The sequence below is a fragment of the Synechococcus sp. Minos11 genome, assembly GCF_014279855.1.
Taxonomy (GTDB): domain Bacteria; phylum Cyanobacteriota; class Cyanobacteriia; order PCC-6307; family Cyanobiaceae; genus RCC307.
In genome coordinates this window covers 2,070,022-2,086,236 of the sequence record NZ_CP047953.1, presented here as the reverse complement: position 1 = coordinate 2,086,236, position 16,215 = coordinate 2,070,022, and the positions used below count along the sequence as shown (strand labels likewise).

17 protein-coding genes and 1 tRNA gene are annotated in these 16,215 nt (G+C 62.7%); 6 read left to right on the top strand and 12 right to left on the bottom strand.

The annotated features are described in order from the left end of the window. The first annotated feature begins 43 nt into the window (after positions 1-43). Together SynMINOS11_RS11800 and SynMINOS11_RS11795 are read left to right on the top strand one after the other, a co-directional pair. Positions 44-1,168, top strand: a complete 1,125-nt coding sequence (locus SynMINOS11_RS11800) for a DUF3084 domain-containing protein (RefSeq protein WP_011936755.1) — start codon at positions 44-46, stop codon at positions 1,166-1,168. Then, a complete protein-coding gene (locus SynMINOS11_RS11795; protein ID WP_011936754.1) occupies positions 1,165-1,590 on the top strand; it encodes a polyamine oxidase in 426 nt (141 codons plus the stop codon). The genes SynMINOS11_RS11800 and SynMINOS11_RS11795 overlap by 4 nt, the downstream gene beginning before the upstream one ends. Here the strand turns inward: SynMINOS11_RS11795 and SynMINOS11_RS11790 are convergent. Genes SynMINOS11_RS11790 through psbH form a run of 4 tightly spaced genes read right to left on the bottom strand, consistent with a single transcriptional unit; the run spans position 1,568 to position 2,874 of the window. Continuing rightward, positions 1,568-1,825: a DUF3146 family protein gene (locus tag SynMINOS11_RS11790; RefSeq protein WP_011936753.1), complete on the bottom strand. Its 258-nt coding sequence runs from the start codon at positions 1,823-1,825 to the stop codon at positions 1,568-1,570. The two genes, SynMINOS11_RS11795 and SynMINOS11_RS11790, sit on opposite strands and share 23 nt — an antisense overlap. A gap of 2 nt (positions 1,826-1,827) precedes the next feature. Continuing rightward, positions 1,828-2,433 (bottom strand): aminoacyl-tRNA hydrolase, encoded by a 606-nt coding sequence (pth, locus tag SynMINOS11_RS11785; RefSeq protein WP_186548709.1) that lies wholly within the window; start codon positions 2,431-2,433, stop codon positions 1,828-1,830. Beyond that, positions 2,399-2,668 carry a TatA/E family twin arginine-targeting protein translocase gene (locus tag SynMINOS11_RS11780; RefSeq protein ID WP_186548707.1) on the bottom strand — a complete coding sequence of 90 codons (270 nt, stop codon included), beginning with the start codon at positions 2,666-2,668 and terminating at the stop codon, positions 2,399-2,401. The genes pth and SynMINOS11_RS11780 overlap by 35 nt, the downstream gene beginning before the upstream one ends. Positions 2,669-2,673: 5 nt before the next feature. Next, on the bottom strand, positions 2,674-2,874 hold the full coding sequence (psbH, locus tag SynMINOS11_RS11775) for a photosystem II reaction center phosphoprotein PsbH (RefSeq protein WP_011936750.1): 201 nt from the start codon (positions 2,872-2,874) through the stop codon (positions 2,674-2,676). 84 nt (positions 2,875-2,958) lie between these two features. On the opposite strand from psbH, the gene psbN reads away from it, so the two are divergent. Beyond that, positions 2,959-3,099: a photosystem II reaction center protein PsbN gene (gene psbN / locus SynMINOS11_RS11770; protein WP_011936749.1), complete on the top strand. Its 141-nt coding sequence runs from the start codon at positions 2,959-2,961 to the stop codon at positions 3,097-3,099. On the opposite strand, the gene SynMINOS11_RS11765 is transcribed toward psbN, so the two are convergent. Beyond that, positions 3,087-6,002, bottom strand: coding sequence for an alpha-mannosidase (locus SynMINOS11_RS11765; protein WP_186548706.1), 2,916 nt, complete (start codon positions 6,000-6,002; stop codon positions 3,087-3,089). The two genes, psbN and SynMINOS11_RS11765, sit on opposite strands and share 13 nt — an antisense overlap. 77 nt (positions 6,003-6,079) lie before the next feature. On the opposite strand from SynMINOS11_RS11765, the gene SynMINOS11_RS11760 reads away from it, so the two are divergent. Then, a complete protein-coding gene (locus SynMINOS11_RS11760; protein ID WP_011936747.1) occupies positions 6,080-6,199 on the top strand; it encodes a photosystem II reaction center protein I in 120 nt (39 codons plus the stop codon). Positions 6,200-6,275: 76 nt separating this feature from the next. Continuing rightward, positions 6,276-9,380, top strand: a complete 3,105-nt coding sequence (locus SynMINOS11_RS11755) for a DUF3769 domain-containing protein (protein WP_186548704.1) — start codon at positions 6,276-6,278, stop codon at positions 9,378-9,380. Between the two features lie 5 nt (positions 9,381-9,385). On the opposite strand, the gene SynMINOS11_RS11750 is transcribed toward SynMINOS11_RS11755, so the two are convergent. The 7 genes from SynMINOS11_RS11750 to SynMINOS11_RS11720 all read right to left on the bottom strand — a co-directional run bounded on the left by SynMINOS11_RS11750 (position 9,386) and on the right by SynMINOS11_RS11720 (position 15,872). Continuing rightward, on the bottom strand, positions 9,386-9,859 hold the full coding sequence (locus tag SynMINOS11_RS11750) for a pentapeptide repeat-containing protein (protein WP_186548702.1): 474 nt from the start codon (positions 9,857-9,859) through the stop codon (positions 9,386-9,388). A gap of 39 nt (positions 9,860-9,898) precedes the next feature. Beyond that, the gene (locus tag SynMINOS11_RS11745; protein WP_011936744.1) at positions 9,899-10,522 is read right to left on the bottom strand and encodes a 3-isopropylmalate dehydratase small subunit; all 624 of its coding nucleotides are present in this window, start codon (positions 10,520-10,522) and stop codon (positions 9,899-9,901) included. Between the two features lie 6 nt (positions 10,523-10,528). Beyond that, a complete protein-coding gene (gene leuC / locus SynMINOS11_RS11740) occupies positions 10,529-11,938 on the bottom strand; it encodes a 3-isopropylmalate dehydratase large subunit (protein WP_186548700.1) in 1,410 nt (469 codons plus the stop codon). Positions 11,939-11,967: 29 nt separating this feature from the next. Continuing rightward, positions 11,968-13,221: a competence/damage-inducible protein A gene (locus tag SynMINOS11_RS11735; RefSeq protein ID WP_186548698.1), complete on the bottom strand. Its 1,254-nt coding sequence runs from the start codon at positions 13,219-13,221 to the stop codon at positions 11,968-11,970. Beyond that, positions 13,218-14,363 carry a glycosyltransferase family 4 protein gene (locus SynMINOS11_RS11730; RefSeq protein WP_186548696.1) on the bottom strand — a complete coding sequence of 382 codons (1,146 nt, stop codon included), beginning with the start codon at positions 14,361-14,363 and terminating at the stop codon, positions 13,218-13,220. Before SynMINOS11_RS11730 ends, SynMINOS11_RS11735 begins: the two co-directional genes overlap by 4 nt. A gap of 35 nt (positions 14,364-14,398) precedes the next feature. Beyond that, on the bottom strand, positions 14,399-15,670 hold the full coding sequence (glyA, locus tag SynMINOS11_RS11725) for a serine hydroxymethyltransferase (RefSeq protein ID WP_186548694.1): 1,272 nt from the start codon (positions 15,668-15,670) through the stop codon (positions 14,399-14,401). Positions 15,671-15,798: 128 nt separating this feature from the next. Next, positions 15,799-15,872: transfer RNA gene (locus tag SynMINOS11_RS11720), tRNA-Arg, on the bottom strand. Between the two features lie 88 nt (positions 15,873-15,960). Here SynMINOS11_RS11720 and SynMINOS11_RS11715 point away from each other — a divergent pair. Then, positions 15,961-16,191, top strand: coding sequence for a hypothetical protein (locus SynMINOS11_RS11715; protein WP_186548692.1), 231 nt, complete (start codon positions 15,961-15,963; stop codon positions 16,189-16,191). Positions 16,192-16,215 lie beyond the last annotated feature (24 nt).

Below are 16,215 nucleotides of genomic sequence, written 5' to 3'. Positions count from 1 at the left end.
CCTCAGGCCTCGGCGATACTGACCCCACTGTTCTTCTGGCGCTGTGAGCGGCTGGCTGCTGATCCTGGCCGTTCTGGTGCTCGGAGGAGTGCTGTCGACTCTTGGCGACCGCCTTGGTAGCCGCATCGGGAAAGCGCGGCTGAGCTTGTTTCAGATGAGGCCACGCCGCACGGCTGTGGTGATCACGGTGCTCACAGGCAGCTTGATTAGTGCCCTCACCCTCGGGTTGATGGTGGCCGTTAGTGAACGTCTGCGCGTGGGTCTTTTTCAGCTTGATGAGCTGGAAACGCGTTTGCGTTCATCACGCAAGTCGCTGCAGCTGAGCCTCAAACAGCTCGATCAAAATCAAGCGGAACTGGCCCAGGCGCGCTCGGATCGGGCTGCGGCCGAGCAACAGCTGGCTCCTTTAAAAAAGCAGCGCCAGGAGCTAGAGGCTGAGCGCGACCGGCTGGGCCAAGACGTGGCGGCCCGCGATGAGGAGCTGCGCCAGTTGCAGCAACGCACCCGCCGCAGCCAGCAGGAATTGCGCCAGCTGGAGCGCAACGTTTTGGATTTGCGCAGCGGTGATGTGGTGCTCAGCACCGGGCAGCCGCTCACCATGGCCAAGGTGGCGATCCCCAAGCCTGAGTTGGCGCGCCAAGCCACTGAAGATGTCTTGCGTCAGGCCAATGTGCAGGCTTATCAGCGGGTTCTCCCTGGCCAAAAGCCTGAGCAGCAACTGCTGTTGATCCCCCGCAGTGAGGTGATCAAGGTGGAGAAGGCCTTGCGCAGCGGTGGCCCCTGGGTGATCAGCATTCACTCGGCTGGCAATGTGCTGCGTGGTGAGAAGCAGGTGCTGGCTTTTGCTGATGTGCGCCGCAGCCGGCAGGTGCTGGAAGCCGGTCAAGTGCTGGCCAGCCTCAGCTTGGACCCTGAGCAAAGCTCTCAAAAACAAGTGTTTGCGCGGCTCAATCTGCTCTTGGCTGCGGCCCGCAATGAAAGCCAGCGCAATGGTGCGCTGAACCCACGGCTGCAGGTGGATCAAGACGCCCTCAACGCTTTGGCCGCCCAGTTGGTGGAGCGCGAAGGCAATCAACCGGTGCGCTTGGAGGTGGTGGCTGCGCGCGATAGCGACAGCCTCGATCCCATTGCCGTAACAGTGCGCGCCAAGGGTTTGGCTCCTCCATGAGCGGCGGCTGGGCAGCGCTGGATCCTGGACGTCAGAAGTGTGGCTTGGTGCGCACCGATGCCAGTGGAGCTGAGCTGGTTGATCTGTTGATCTGTTCCCCTAGGGAGGCCTGGGATTGGTTGCAGCACTGGCAACACCAAGCCCCCTTGCAAGGTGTGGTGCTCGGCGATGGCACCGCCAGTGGCCCATGGCAGCAGGCCTTGGCTGAGCTTGAGCCGGCTGTGCCGGTGGTGTTGCAGCCGGAGGCGGGCAGCACCTTGGCGGCGCGTGAGCGTTATTGGCAGTTGTTGCCTGCCCGGGGCTGGCAGCGGCTACTGCCCCGCGGCCTGCGGTTGCCGCCCAGGCCCGTGGATGATTTGGCGGCCATGGTGTTGCTCGAGGCCCACCTGGGGGCGCGCTTTAAAAGGCTGCCCGCACCGTGAAGCAGTAATCACCGCCGGCTTCCAGCGCGTAGTCGCTTTTGACCAAAAACCTGAGCAGGGCGTCTTGAATCAGCGCTCGCCCCAGTGATGGCTCCACCACCAGTTCGCCGCGGTCGAAGTGCCAGCGAAATTCCCAGCGAAAACCACCAGCGGCCACTTCTCCTTCCACCATCTGCTCGCTGAAGCTCTGCTGCAGAACCCGCAAGTGGGCTGTGGTGCTGGGCAGGCGTGCCATGGTCAGGCGGCGTCTGGCCGAAAGCTGTTGATCCGGTTGCCAGCGCGCTCAAAGCCTTGGCGTTGAATCAGGCCGATGCCGTGCTCAACCTCCTGCAGCACCTCATCCAACAAGGGACGTTCCGCAGGGTGGAAGTTGCCAAGCACGTGCCCCACCGTGCCTTCCTTGCGCTCTTCGCTGCTGGTGCCGGGAGCGCCGATGCCAATCCGCAGGCGGGCAAAGGCCTCGCCCCCTAGGTGGGCAATCGTGCTCCGCAGGCCGTTGTGCCCTCCGGCTCCACCGTTGAGCCTCAGCCGCAGCCGGCCGAGGGGAAGATCCATGTCATCAACGATCACCAGCAGTTGCTCGGGCGTCCAACCAAACCAATCCAGGCTGGCCCGGATCGCCCGGCCGCTGTCGTTCATATAGGTCTGAGGTTTGAGTAGCCGCAGGCGGCGGTCGCCTCGGCCGATATCAGCAAGATCGCCATGCAATTTGGTGTTGGCACGAAAGCTGCCGCTCCCTGCGGCGGCGAGACGATCGAGCGCCATGAAGCCCACGTTGTGTCGCGTGCCGTCGTATTTGGATCCGGGATTACCCAGGCCGACCAGCAGCATCAGTGGCGTCATCGGCAGGCGTGGTGGCGTCCTGGCTGGAAGTGGCGTCAGTTTGACCTGCGGGGAGTTCGACCGAATCAACGGCCTTGCGGAACTCCTGCTCAAATTCAGAGGAGGCGGCCTGAAAACCCTTCAAGGTTTTGCCAAGGCTGCGTCCCAATTCAGGAAGTTTTTTGGGGCCGAACACCAGCAAACCGATGACGGCGATCACCGCCATCTCTGGAAGACCAACCCCAAAAACGTTCATTGGCTTCAGCCGAGGCCGTTCCAGTTGACGGTGATGCCATCCAGCAGCAGCGAACGGTTGTAGAGCTGCAGGATCACAAGCAGAAAGACCAGGAACAGGGCCATGAAGATGCCCATCACAGGGGTGGTTCCCCAGCCAGGCACGACCTTGCCGTACTCAGAATTCAGAGGACGCAGCAGGTCTCCCAGGCGGGTGCGTTGGGCCATGGGGTGCAATCTCTCCTGCAAAGATTTGGGCCGTTACTCTAATGGCCCTGACCGCTGTGACGGCGGCCCCTGTTGGGAGTCTTGATGGAAAGCACCTCGCCAGCCCTTTCTGTGTCGATTGCGGTGCTGACAGCTCTGCTGGGTTTAACCGGCTTTGGCATCTACACCGCCTTTGGGCCGCCATCGCGCCAGCTGGATGATCCGTTTGATGATCACGACGACTGAGCCATCCCCCAGGGCCAGTGTTTGATTTGCCAAGGACCGGAGGCTGCTGGCCACTGGCTGCGGCAGGGGCTGAGGTTTTGGGTTTGCCACTGCAAGCCGCCATCGGCGGCAGTGTCAAAGCCGAGCCAGTGCTGATGCGGGTTAGGCCAAGCCAGCCAAGAGCGGCGTTCCGCTGGCCCCGCAGCGGCTGGATGGCGCCAAAGCGGTTGGCGGAAGCGGCGCGCTTGCGCGGCAACGGCAGCGTGATGCCAGCTGCCTGTGGTTGGCATTAGAGCCATCCGCAAGCGATGCCAGCCCTGATCGGCGCTGGGATCGGGCCAAGTGGGCCCTCGTAGTAACGACACGCCCAGCCCGTTGTTGTTGCCGCTGACGCCTTGCGGCCCATCGAGCAGCACGGCCAGGCCGGCTTGGTTGGTGCCGCCCCACAGCCAGCTGATGGCGGTGGCTTCCCAGCGGGCCTGCTCTCTTGGGGTTCGGGGTCTGCTGCTGCGCTCTTGGACGCCACCGGGTGTGTCTGCAGACCAAAAGTGCCCTGGTTGGTTCAGCGCCCATTCGCAGCGCAGCAGCTCATGCAGCTGGCGCCATTGCGCCGTGATGATCAGCTCAAGCCAGGGACTACCCGCTTGTAGGCGCACCGAGAGTTGCAGCGGGCTCTGCCCGCAGTGGCCGCGCCAGCGCAGCTGCGTGCACAGAGGCCCCGACTCCAGCTGCTCCTCTTCGGCCTCCCAGCGCATCGGCAACGCATGGCCTGTGTAGTCACTGGCGATGTCCCAGGCATCCCAGAACTCACCGCGATCGCCGTAGCGATGCAGGGCCATCGCTTCAGCTAGCAGCGGCTCTCCCCAGCCGTCGCCGCGGCGTTGCTGCAGTTGCTCCACCCCCTTGGGGCCGAGCTTGGCTTGGAGGTGACCGTTGCTGAGCCAAAGCTCGCCGTTGTCATCGCGATCGAGGCTCACCTCACCTTGGGCCTTGGCTGATGTCTCGGCGGCTGAGCCCAGCACCAGGCGCTGGGCACCAACATCTTCAGAGCTCTGGATCTGCAGCCAGCATCCACCGCTGCGGGCCGGTTGGACTGGTACAGCGCCCGCGTGGTCACACCAGGTCTGACCGTCCGGCGGGCTGGGTAGGCGCACCACGGCCGACCCTTGAATCGTTGGCAGCAGGTTGGCCACCCACCACTGCTGTTGCTGTTGGGATTTCAAGGGGAGCAAGGCCGCTAGTGCCTGATCGCGCCGCTGGCGGCTGAGCCTGCGCGCTTGGCGCCACTGCGGCTCGGCTTGTTCAAACACCTCGGGCACGGAGGTGCCCGGGAGGATGTCGTGAAACTGCTGGAACAGCAGCGTGCGCCATTGCTCTTGCCCGCTGGGCAGCTGGCCGCTGAGGGCTTGCGCCAGATCGGCCTCCAGCAGCAACCGCTCCAAAGTGCGGTTGTGGCGCTTTTGGTCTGGGCGGCTGGTGGCGCACCCGCGATGCAGCTCCAAATAGAGCTCGTCGCGCCACAGCGGCAGCTGCCCCTGGTGCGCTTCGAGTTCGTTCAGATAGCTGCGCACGGTTCCAAATTCAGTTGGTGCGCTGAGGGGCTGCTCTTGCCACAGCTGCAGCTGCTCCAGCATTTCTTGGCTGGGTCCGCCGCCGTGATCACCCACACCAGGCAGCCATAGGCCTTGGGGGATGCCCGTGGATTGCTGCCATTGCTGGCTGTAGGTCGCCATGGCCAGGGGGTCACCACTGGTGCCAATCGGGGCGCTCATCAGCGCCAAGACTTCATCCCCACTGCAGTGCCGCCAGCGAAAGACGCGGTGGGGGAAGGGGTTGGTGCTGTTCCAAAACAGCTTGTGGGTGCAAAACCAGTGCACGCCGCTGGCATGGCAGATCGCCGGCACTCCACTGCTGAAGCCAAAGCTGTCCGGTAGCCAGGCCAGGGCGTGCTCCCAGCCCGGCAAGTGCTGCTGGCTGTAGGCCTGCCCTTCTTGGAATTGCCGCAGCAGCGAGGCGCTGGCCACCAAGGTGCAATCGCTCTCCACCCAAGGTCCATTGAGTGGCTCCCAGCGCCCCTGCTGCATCGTTTCTTGGATCTCAGCGAATAGGGCTGGGCGGTGTTGCTGCAGCCAGGCGTAGAGCGCCGGGGTGGAATGGCCGAAGTGAAGCTCTGGGTGCCGCTGCATCAAGCCCAAGACCGAGCGGAACGTGCGTTCGGCGGCTTGCCAGGTGTCAGCCACGGGCCACAGCCAGGCCAGATCGAGATGGGCATGGCTCAGCAGCGTGAGCCCAGGCGCGCGCTGCTGCTGCCTCAGCCAGTGGCGCAGGTTGGCCACCGCGGCACTGTTGTTGGGATCGCCTTGCAGCAGGGCCTCCAATTCCTCGTCTGCTACGGGCAGGTCCTGCTGCAGCAACTTCAGCTGGCTGGCGAGTAGGAGGCCATCTGGGTCGCTGGGCTCGTTGGGTTCCCGCTCCAGCTGCGCCAGCAACAGGGCGCCATCGTCATGGCGAGGGCTTTGCAGCAGCAGCTCCACCTCCAGCACCTCTCCAGGGCCGAACCATTCAGGAAGTGGCCAGCGGCAGGCGGTGTCAAACAGATCGCCTCGGTGAATGGTGCTTCCGTTGATGCGGCACTCTGCGGCTTCGGCCCACCAGCGCAAGGCCAGGCGGATGGTTTCGCCGCTTTTGCGCTGACCCCAGGCCTGCGGCCAGTGCAGCGAATGGGTCAGATGCAGGCGTTGGCCGCCCCGGGGCCAGATCACCAATCCGCGGGCATCCCAGTCGGGGCGGTTGCGTTGACCCCACTGGTGGTGCAGGGCTGGTGAGCCATCGGGGCGCTTCAGCTGCGGCAGCAGATCGTGCTGCTGGCGGCAGGAAAACGTTTCAATCCACCCCAGAAGCTGTCGATCTAGGCCCGCTTTCATCCCGCGACGTCCAGGTGCCCCATAGGATGGTCGCGCCGCTACGGGTGCGGCGCCAACCCCCGACCCACGGCTCGACCATGCTCGCTCTCAAGATTTCCGTTTATTCGGTCGTCTTCTTCTTCATTGGGATCTTCATGTTCGGCTTCCTGGCCAGCGACCCCAGCAGGACGCCTAGCAGAAAGGACCTCGAGGAGTGATTTGACCGATTGGGCGTGGCAGTATCGCCGCTCCTGAACCCCGCCAGGCTTGAGCTCCAGCTCCACGTCTCCAGTCTTGGCGGCAGCACTTGCTGTATTGCTTCAGCCCATCGCGGTTGCGGCCCAAGAAGCTGTTTTCCCTCTTGGTGTTGATGAACCGCCCCTAGAAGCTGGGGTGGACAGCACCGATCCTTTTGACAATGAACCAGCAACGCCCGAGGACTCTCTAGGGACTCCACAGCCGCAGGCTGTGATCTCGGAGGAGCTGTTGCCTCCCTGGGATCTTGAGCTGCAAGCCAACCGCCAGTGGTTTGAATCCGGCTTGCAACGCTTCGTGGCCACAGGTGATGTGACCTTGCGTCTGGCCGGCGGGCGTCTGCAGGCTGATCGCTTTGAGTACAGCCCGGCCAATCGTGTGATTTGGGCCAGGGGCGCCGTTCGCTTTCAACGCGGCAATCAATACCTTCAAGCCAGCCTGCTTCGCTACAACCTTCTCCAGGGCGAGGGTGAAATCCAAGACGTTTACGGCGTCATTGATTTGGCCACCAGCCCAACGGATTTGAATCTGGATGCGCCGCTGAGCGGAACCCCGCAAGGCAATGCAGCCGAGCAGCAGCAGCGGCTGCAGTTGCGGGCGAATCCCCCGAAGCCAGGAACGCTCGTGCCTCCAGCCTCGGTCGCTCCGCTGCCGGCAGCGGAACCCATGGCTTGCCCGCCTGAAATCCCTCCATTGCGTTCTCGTTTGCCTGGACCGTGGGCTCTGACGGCCTGGGGCGGTCAGATGACCGATGCCACCTTTGGCGAGACATTTGTTTTTAGTGGGACGCCGCGGCCTGAAACCCTCTTTGGCCTCGGGGTGACGCGCCGTTTGGTGGATGCCGATCCCTTTGCCATCGAGCTCGATGGCAACGTGCTTTATCACTCGGCCACCTTGAACCGCCGCCTTCGCTACACCGGCGGCATTCTTGATTCGCAAAAAGATCGTGCGGTCACTGAGGCCCAGAACTTTTGGGAAGGGACCTTGGGCATTGGAATCCGTTGGTGGATTCAGCCTTGGCTGAGCTTTGCGGCCATTGAGGGTGTGAGTCTCAACAGCGCTCTCAGTAATTACGAGGCGGCGTCGTGGGAAAACTCAGCCCAATTTTTGAACTATTTGGCGGCTGAAATCGCCATCCAGTTCAGCCACCAATGGTCGGCCGTGGGGCGCATCCACCACCGCTCTGGTGCCTATGGCACTTACAGCGGCGCTGAGGAAGGCAGTAACGGCTATCTCATCGGCCTTCGTTACAACTTCGGCACCACAGCCCAGCCGCCGCTGCAGGGTGAAACAGATCCGCCACCACTGGGTTGCCCAGGGGCTGAAGCCGTGGATCGTGATCGTTTCTTGCCACTCGAGCAACAGCTTGAGTCGGTGGTTTTTGACGGGCCATCAGCTCAGCAAGCGCCTGAGGCGCAGGCCGCTGTGTCCGACGAGCCCACACTCACGCCAACGCAGCAGCTGCAGCAGCGCCGCGATGCCATCGCAGCATTGGATCAACGGGTGGTTGATGTTCAGCCCCGTTCAGGCTTGATCTTTGAACGCCGGGTTACCTCGGGCGACTTGGCAGGGCTTGGTAATGCCGAAGCTCAGTTCGGCCGGGCCAGGCCTGATCAGCTCAACACCTTGGCTGCCTCTAAAAACGAAGGGTTAATTCGCGGCGAAATCAGCCACTGGCGCTTCCAATCGCCGCAGCTGCTGCTGACGCCCGAGGGCTGGAGCGCACCGCGCATCAGCTTCACCAATGATCCGTTCACGCCTGCCCAGTCTTGGGTGGATATGCGCGACGTGCGCTCTGAGCAGGAGAGCGATGGCACCACGGTGGTTCGCTCCAAGAGCAATCGCTTGCTGCTTGAGAACAAATTGCCGCTGCCGCTACCGAAGACGTTCCGCTTCAGTCCTGAGGAGGAGCAGGAAGTCTCCAACCGCTGGTCGGTGTTGGCGGATACGCAGGATCGTGATGGCATCTTTTTGCAGTACCAGCTCCCGGAACAAACGCTGTTTGGCAGCACTCGGTTGTCGGTGCGCCCTCAGTTCATGCTCGAGCGTGCCTTCGATGGCACCACCAACACCTACCCCGCACCCAGCGCTTCAGCGGGTTCCGGTGATGTGGTTCAAGACAACACCACCGGTGATCTGTTTGGCGTTAAGGCGCTCTGGAGCGGTCCGGTTGGCGACGCCAATTTCAACCTTGAAGCGGATATCAGCAGCTTTGCCCCGTCGAATCTCTCCAATGCCACCCGCTCGTCAGCGCAGTGGAACCAGCCCTTGCAGTGGGCTGCGCTGGGCAACCCCCTGGCCCGCGCTTTTGGCGCGTATCGCTACCGGGTTTGGAATGGTTCGCTGGGCATGCAAGACGTCTACTCCGCCTACGGCGTTTCGTTGCAAAACCAGAGTGATTCCCCACGGCAAGTGGGCCCCTTCCAGGTGTCGTCGTATTGGCGTGCGGGTGTGGGGAACTACCAGAGCAATGGCTTCATTGCAGGTAACACCGAGAGCAACAATTTCGCTGATCTTTGGCGGGCCAATGCCTACGGCACATTGCAGATGAACTGGCCCCTTTGGACTGGCAAGTCGTTGCCGTTGACGCCTGAGGGGGCCTATCGCTACTCGCCGGTGCCGATCATTCCGGGCCTGCAACTCACGCTGGTGCCGTTTGTGAATGCAGCGGCCTATGGCGGCGGCCAGGGCCAAAGCCTGCTGGGTCTATCAGGTGGCCCAGTGTTGACGCTGGGGCATTTCAATCGCCCCCTGTTTGATTACACCAAGCTCTCGCTGTTTGGCAGTGCCACGGCCAAAGCGGGCAATAGCCCATTTGCCTTTGATCGTTACGTCGACACAGCAACGTTGGGGGTTGGTTTAACCCAGCAGTTGATCGGTCCCCTCGTGCTGGATGGCGCGATCAGTTACAACGTCGCCGGTGATTCCGATTTTTACGGCGATGTCACCAACAACTACTTCGAGATCCGTTGGCAGCGCCGCGCTTATCAATTCGGTGTTTTCTATAGCCCTTACACAGGCATCGGCGGTCTTCGCCTGAAGTTGAACGACTTCCGTTTCCAAGGGCCAGGTCTGCCGTTTGTTCCCTATGAAGCCCGCACTGGTGTCGTGCAGGGACCTGGGGCTGAGGACCAACCCTGGTAGGTCGCCTACTGGTTGTCGTCTCCGCCGACGATCAGGTTGCTGCGGTAAAGCTCAGCGCCGCTGAACTCCAGTCCCTCGACTTGGGCTCCTTCGGTGATCGCTTGGATGGCGATGGCATCGGTGAGATCGGCGAAGCGCAGATTGGCGCCGCGCAGATCGGCATTGCTGAGCCGGCTGCCCTGCAGCTGAGCTCCTTCCAAGTTGGCACCGCTGAGGTCGGCACCTTCGAGGTTGGCCCCGCTGAGATCCGCGCCGATCAGGTCGGCGCCGCGTAGATCCGCGCCGATGAGGTAGAAGCCGCGGAGATCACGGCCGCGCAGATCAGCGCCGCTGAGGGCGCAGCCCGAGCAAAAGCCTGTCTCCAATTGTTTGAGCGGATCCGCCAGGCTGGGATTGAGGATGGCCAGCGGGGCCGCCAACACCAGCAGGCTCAACAAGCTCCAGCGGGAGCGATGGCGGTGGGCAGGCACTGGGTCCATCGCATCCGTCTCATCGCTATCTCTTTTGTAGACAAATAATCAGCGGCTGGCCACGAACCCCTGCATGTAGGGCAAGCGCGCCGCTGTGTCTTGGAGTGCTTGCTCCTGTTGCAGCAGCTGGCTGGTGGCATCCCACTGGCCGTTCAGCAGTCGATTTTTGGCATCCGCCGCCATGCTCAGATCCCAGTTGCGGCCATCGATCTTGATCGCAGCTGGCTCCAAGCTGATGCTGGCACTGCTTTGCGGAGCGGCTTCAGCAGCTGTTTGCAGAGCTTCGATCTCCTTGCTGCTGGCCTGCAGGCAGGGAATGCCCAAAGCCAGGCAGTTGCCATAGAAGATTTCGGCGAAACTTTCGCCCACCACGCCGCGGATCCCCCAACGCAATAGCGCTTGGGGGGCATGTTCACGGCTGGAGCCGCAGCCGAAGTTGCGGTTCACGATCAAGACAGCTGCCCCTTGGTGCTCGGGTCGATCAAAGGGGTGTTCACCGTTTTGCTCGCTGCGATCGTCGGCGAACACCTGGGCGCCAAGGCCATCGAAGGTCACGCATTTGAGAAAGCGCGCCGGGATGATTCGGTCGGTGTCGATGTCGTTGCCGCGCAGCACCACGGTGCGTCCGCTGACTTGGCTGATCGCGCCGCTGGGAAAAGGAGTTGATGTCATGGGTGTTTAAGCAGGCGGCAGGGAGCGAACGTCGGTGACACGGCCCGCAATGGCAGCGGCAGCCACCATCGCCGGGCTCATCAGCAGCGTGCGGCCGCTGGCTGAGCCTTGCCGGCCCTTGAAGTTGCGGTTGCTGGAGCTGGCGCTGATCTGGCGGCCTTCGAGGCGATCGGGGTTCATCGCTAGGCACATCGAGCAGCCCGGCTCGCGCCATTCGAAGCCCGCTTGGCGGAACACAGTATCCAGGCCTTCGGCTTCGGCGGCGGCGGCCACTTGCTCCGATCCCGGCACGACAAATGCCTTGATGCCTGAGGCCACCTGGCGGCCAGCGGCAACAGCGGCTGCCGCGCGCAGGTCGCTGAGGCGGCCATTGGTGCAGCTGCCAATGAAACAGACATCCACAGGCAGCCCGGCAATCGCTTGGCCCGGCTGCAAATCCATGTAGCGGTAAGCCTCTTGCGCCAGGGGGCGGTCTTCCTCGGGGGTCTGCTCCAAGGTGGGTACCGCCTCATCCACGCCAATGCCCTGGCCTGGGGTGATTCCCCAGGTGATGGTGGGGGCGATGGCTGCGGCATCGAACTTCACCTCATCGTCAAAGCAGGCGTCCGCTCCGCTGGCCAAGCTCCTCCACCAGCTCACAGCGCGATCCCAGGCATCACCGCTGGGCGCATGGGGGCGGCCCTTGAGGTAGTCAAACGTGGTTTGATCGGGATTGACGTAGCCGCAGCGGGCGCCGCCTTCGATTGCCATGTTGCAGAGGGTCATGCGCTCCTCCATTGAGAGGGCTTCGATCGCAGGCCCGGCGAATTCATAGGCGTAGCCCACACCGCCTTTTACGCCCAGGGTTCGGATGATGTGCAGCACCAGATCTTTGGCAAAGACGCCGGGTTGCAGCGCTCCATCTACCCAGATGCGCCGCACCTTGAGCTTGTTCATCGTCAAGCTTTGGCTGGCTAAGACATCGCGCACTTGGCTGGTGCCAATGCCAAAGGCAATGGCACCAAAGGCGCCGTGGGTGGAGGTGTGCGAATCACCGCAGGCCACGGTCATGCCCGGTTGAGTCAAGCCCAGCTCCGGCGCCATCACATGGACGATTCCTTGGCGGCCACTGCCAAGGCCATTGAGATGGATGCCGTTCTCCTGGCAGTTGCGCTCCAGGGTGCTGAGCATTTCTTCGGCCAGTCCATCGGCGAAGGGCCGCGCTTGGCTCGTGGTTGGCACGATGTGGTCCACCGTGGCCACCGTGCGTTCGGGGTGGCGGACACTCAGCCCGAGATCCTTCAGGGCAGCAAAAGCTTGCGGACTGGTGACCTCATGGATCAGGTGCAGACCAATGAACAGCTGCGTCGACCCGCTGGGCAGCTCAGCCACCTGATGCAGGGCCCAGACCTTGTCGTAGAGGGTGGCTGTGCTCAAGCGCTTTTACCTTCGCCAAATAGAGCAGCCTAAAGCTGCAGCCGCAACAGATTCAACGCGTCCCCCACGCTGAGCCCGCGGATCCAATCGCGGCCGCGGCGGTCGCCATAGCGACGCTCCAAATGGCTGCAGCTATCGGGGCCGGCCACCGCAAAGTGCACCAGGCCAACCGGTTTGCTGTCGCTGCCGCCGCCTGGGCCGGCTACGCCTGTGACGGCAACACCCCAGTCGCTCCCAAGCTGGCGTCGGGCGCCTTCCGCCATGGCTGTCGCCACCGCAGCGCTGACGGCGCCTTCGCTCTCGAGCAGCTCGCTGGGCACCTGCAGTAGGTCTTGTTTGATGCGGTTGGCGTAAGCGATCACGCCGCCGAGAAACACATCGGAGCTGCCGCTGATCGCTGTGAGGGCACTGCCAACTCCTCCACCGGTGCAGCTCTCGGCAACGGCCAGGGTTTGGTTGCGCGAGCGCAACTGCTGCAGCACCACCGAGGCGAGGCTGTCGTCGTCAGCGCCAAAACAGTGCTCGCCGCCGATGCGCCGCAGCTCCTGCTCCACCGGGGCAATGGCGGCTTCGGCCTCGCTGGCTGTTGCTCCGTGGGCTGTGATCCTGAGCTTCACCTCGCCTTGGCCGGCGTAGGGGGCCACGGTGGGGTTTTGCAACTCCAGCAGCGGGGCCACCGACTCGGCCAGGCTGGATTCCGAAAGCCCCCAGAAATGCAGTAGCCGGCTGCGGAAGGTGCCGGCCACTAGATGCTGTTCTTGAAGCCAAGGCACGGCCGTTTGCTGCCACATGGCCCGCATTTCGCTGGGCACGCCAGGGAAGGTCAACACGGTGAAGCCCGGTTGCGGTGTCCAAATGATTCCTGGCGCTGTGCCAGTGGGGTTGGGCAACACCTCAGCCCCCTGCGGAAGCAGGGCTTGCTTGCGGTTGCTGCTCCCAAGGCTGCGGCCGCGCGCTCGCAGTTTGGCCTCGAGGTCTGCGAGCACATCAGCGCGTTCTTCCAAGGCAACGCCAAAGCAGGCGCCCAAGGTTTCGGTGGTGAGGTCGTCGGGGGTGGGACCCAAGCCACCAGTGCAAATCAGCAGCCGGCTGCGGCCGGCTGCTTCGAGCACGGCCTCGCGCAAACGCTCGGGGTTATCGCCCACCACGCCTTGGCGGAAATGGGCAATGCCCAGCGATGCCAGCGATTCAGCCAGCCAGCGGGCATTGCCGTTGAGGATGTTGCCAAGCAGCAGTTCGGTCCCGATGCAGAGGATTTCGCAGCCGCTGCGGGGTGTGCTCAAGATCGATCGTTGGAGCTGTTTTGCAGCACTGGCATGGTCTCAGGCTCTTGCTGTTGATCGGGTGTATCGGTCAAGCGCTGGGCATCGCGGCTGGGGTAGCGGCGGCTGCGCAACACCACCCACACCAGAACAGCTGTGGCCAGGCCAAGCCAGAGGAAGCGCATCTCGGCGTTGGCCGCCACCAGGGCCAAGGCCGCCAGCCACTGGGTAAAGGCATAGATCAATAGCACCGTGCGGCGGTGGCTGTAGCCAGCGCGCAGCAGGCGGTGGTGGAGATGGCGGCGATCGGGATAGAAGGGCGAGCGGCCATCGCTAACGCGGCCCATGATCACTGCCGACATGTCGGCGAGCGGCAGCGACAAGATCAGCAGCGGCAACAACAAGCTGACGGTGGTGAGCTCCTTGGCCGGGCCAATCACGCTGATTGCCGCCAGCGAAAAGCCCAGGAAATAGGAGCCTCCATCGCCCATGAAGATCCGGGCTGGATTGAAGTTGTCTCGCAAAAAGCCAATGCAGGAGCCAGCCAAGGCGGCAGCCAGCAGCCCAGCTCCAGGCTGATGCAGGCTGAAACTGACCGATAACAAGGCCATGGCTGCAATGGCACTGACCCCAGCAGCCAGCCCATCGAGGCCATCAAGCCAGTTGATGGCATTGGTGATGCCGACCAGCCAAATCACAGTGGCGATCAAGCTCAGCCAATCGGGAAAGGTCAGCGAAAGGCTGCTGTCAAACGGAAGGGTGATGGTGCCGATCTTGACCCCTTGGCTCCATACCCCCATCGCCACGCCGATCTGGAGGGCGAGCCTGGGCAGGGGCGGCAGCTGCAGCAAATCGTCGCTGAGGCCAATGAGGAAATAGCCAATGGCCCCAATCAAGGTGGCCCACACCAGTTGATCGCGGCTGGCGGGCAGCACTCCAAAGCCCCCAGCCAGCCAGGTGATCAGCAGGGCCAAGCTGAAGCCCAAGACAATGCCAATGCCCCCCAAGCGCACCATCGGGGTGAGGTGCTGCTTACGGGGATCCGGTTGATCGGTGAGGCCCAGCCTCAAACCAATGGAACGAACCTGCGGAACGATCGCAGCCGTCAAGAAACAGGCCCCACCCAAGGTGGCCAGCGCAGGAATCAGCGGGCTGGAATCCACAGGGCGAATAAGCCTTCCCTCCAAGTCTAGTTGAGCTAGGCCGCCAGCACAGGTGATGCAGGCCCATAAAGCGGGTGCCGCTGGCAGAGGCTGGCCACGCGATCACGGCAGCGCTGTTCGATAGCGGCGTCTTCGGGATTCAGAAGCCGGTCAGCAATCACATCAGCCACCTCGCTGAAGGCAGGCTCGTCGAAGCCACGGGTGGTGAGTGCCGCGGTGCCCAGGCGTAGGCCGCTGGTCACAAACGGTGACTCCGGATCAAAGGGAACGGTGTTTTTGTTGGCGGTGATGTTCACCTCGCTCACCAGCAGATCAGCCACCTTGCCGGTCATGCCAATGCCGCGTAGATCCAGCAGCACCACATGGTTGTCGGTGCCGCCGCTGACCACGGCAATGCCCCGCTCCTGCAAACGCTTGGCCAGGGCCTGAGCATTGGCCACTACCTGCTGGCTGTACTGCTTGAAGCTGGGTTGGAGCGCCTCACCGAAGGCCACGGCTTTGGCGGCAACAACGTGCTCAAGCGGTCCGCCCTGGGTTCCAGGAAACACGGCTTTGTCGAACTGCTTAGCAAAGTCGGCGTCGTTGCAGAGGATCAGGCCACCACGGGGACCCCGCAGGGTTTTGTGGGTGGTGGTGGTCACCACGTGGCAATGGGGCACGGGGTTGGGATGCACGCCAGCGGCCACCAGGCCAGCGATGTGGGCCATGTCGGCCAGCAGGTAAGCGCCCACTTCATCAGCGATCGCCCGGAAGCCAGCGAAATCGATGCTGCGCGGATACGCGGAGTAGCCGCAAATGATCAGTTTGGGCTTGTGCTCAAGAGCCAGCTGGCGAATGCTCTCCAAATTGAGCTGTTGGGTCTCAGGGTCCACGCCGTAGTGGACGGCCTTGAACCACTTACCGCTCACATTCACCGGTGAGCCGTGGGTGAGGTGGCCGCCGTGGGAGAGATCCATGCCCAGGATCGTGTCGCCCGGTTTCAGCAGGGCCAGAAATACAGCGAAGTTGGCTTGAGCGCCGCTGTGGGGCTGCACGTTGGCCCAGGCGGCACCAAAGAGTTGCTTGGCGCGCTCAATCGCCAGCTCCTCGATGGCATCGACGTGCTCACAGCCGCCGTAATAGCGGCGGTTCGGCAAGCCTTCGGCGTACTTGTTGGTGAGAACGGAGCCCTGGGCGGCCATCACCGCTGGCGAGGCGAAGTTTTCACTGGCAATCAGCTCCAAGTGGCTCTGTTGCCGTTCCAGTTCTTTGTTGATCAGTCCGGCAATCTCTGGATCGCCCTGCAGAAGTGCTTGGGGGGATCGCATGGTCGGCTCAGTCACTGGCGATGCAGAAAAAGGGACGTGGGCGGTCCTTGAATCGTAAGAACCGGGGGTTCCAGTTGATGGAACCAAAAAAAAACCGCCCTGGGGCGGTTCTTGGTTTCTGATGAAGGCGCGCCTGGAGAGATTCGAACTCCCGACCCTCTGATCCGTAGTCAGATGCTCTAATCCGCTGAGCTACAAGCGCTTGAGCCACCCATTCTGCCCAGCTCAACTGGGCATCCGTCAAGCCTGCCGCCCGAGCCACAGAATGATGGTTCTGCGATGAAGGGCTCATGCCCCTGGTGATCACGCGGCCGCCGGATCCAAACGATCCGGACTACCAGAAGCTTGAGCAGCTGATCAACTTGGCTGTGCATACGGCCGCCTTTGCGGCGTTCAATAGCGGCCTTTGGGTGTGGCATGGGCTGAAGCCAAGCTTTTTCCCCCAGCTCCCTTGGCTGACTGGGCTGTGGGCTGTGGCCCTAGCGGTGCATATGGTTTGGGTGTTGGCCCAGCGCCGCTAAAACACCATCAGAGCGAGTTTCCTG

Excerpts from the sequence above, each read along its gene's own strand:
- SynMINOS11_RS11765 (WP_186548706.1), bottom strand. The coding sequence starts at position 6,002 with ATGAAAGCGGGCCTAGATCGACAGCTTCTGGGGTGGATTGAAACGTTT.
- psbN (WP_011936749.1), top strand. The coding sequence starts at position 2,959 with ATGGAAAGCACCTCGCCAGCCCTTTCTGTGTCGATTGCGGTGCTGACA.
- SynMINOS11_RS11745 (WP_011936744.1), bottom strand. The coding sequence starts at position 10,522 with ATGACATCAACTCCTTTTCCCAGCGGCGCGATCAGCCAAGTCAGCGGA.
- SynMINOS11_RS11780 (WP_186548707.1), bottom strand. The coding sequence starts at position 2,668 with ATGAACGTTTTTGGGGTTGGTCTTCCAGAGATGGCGGTGATCGCCGTC.
- pth (WP_186548709.1), bottom strand. The coding sequence starts at position 2,433 with ATGACGCCACTGATGCTGCTGGTCGGCCTGGGTAATCCCGGATCCAAA.
- SynMINOS11_RS11750 (WP_186548702.1), bottom strand. The coding sequence starts at position 9,859 with ATGGACCCAGTGCCTGCCCACCGCCATCGCTCCCGCTGGAGCTTGTTG.
- SynMINOS11_RS11795 (WP_011936754.1), top strand. The coding sequence starts at position 1,165 with ATGAGCGGCGGCTGGGCAGCGCTGGATCCTGGACGTCAGAAGTGTGGC.
- glyA (WP_186548694.1), bottom strand. The coding sequence starts at position 15,670 with ATGCGATCCCCCCAAGCACTTCTGCAGGGCGATCCAGAGATTGCCGGA.
- SynMINOS11_RS11715 (WP_186548692.1), top strand. The coding sequence starts at position 15,961 with ATGCCCCTGGTGATCACGCGGCCGCCGGATCCAAACGATCCGGACTAC.
- SynMINOS11_RS11760 (WP_011936747.1), top strand. The coding sequence starts at position 6,080 with ATGCTCGCTCTCAAGATTTCCGTTTATTCGGTCGTCTTCTTCTTCATT.
- SynMINOS11_RS11790 (WP_011936753.1), bottom strand. The coding sequence starts at position 1,825 with ATGGCACGCCTGCCCAGCACCACAGCCCACTTGCGGGTTCTGCAGCAG.
- psbH (WP_011936750.1), bottom strand. The coding sequence starts at position 2,874 with ATGGCCCAACGCACCCGCCTGGGAGACCTGCTGCGTCCTCTGAATTCT.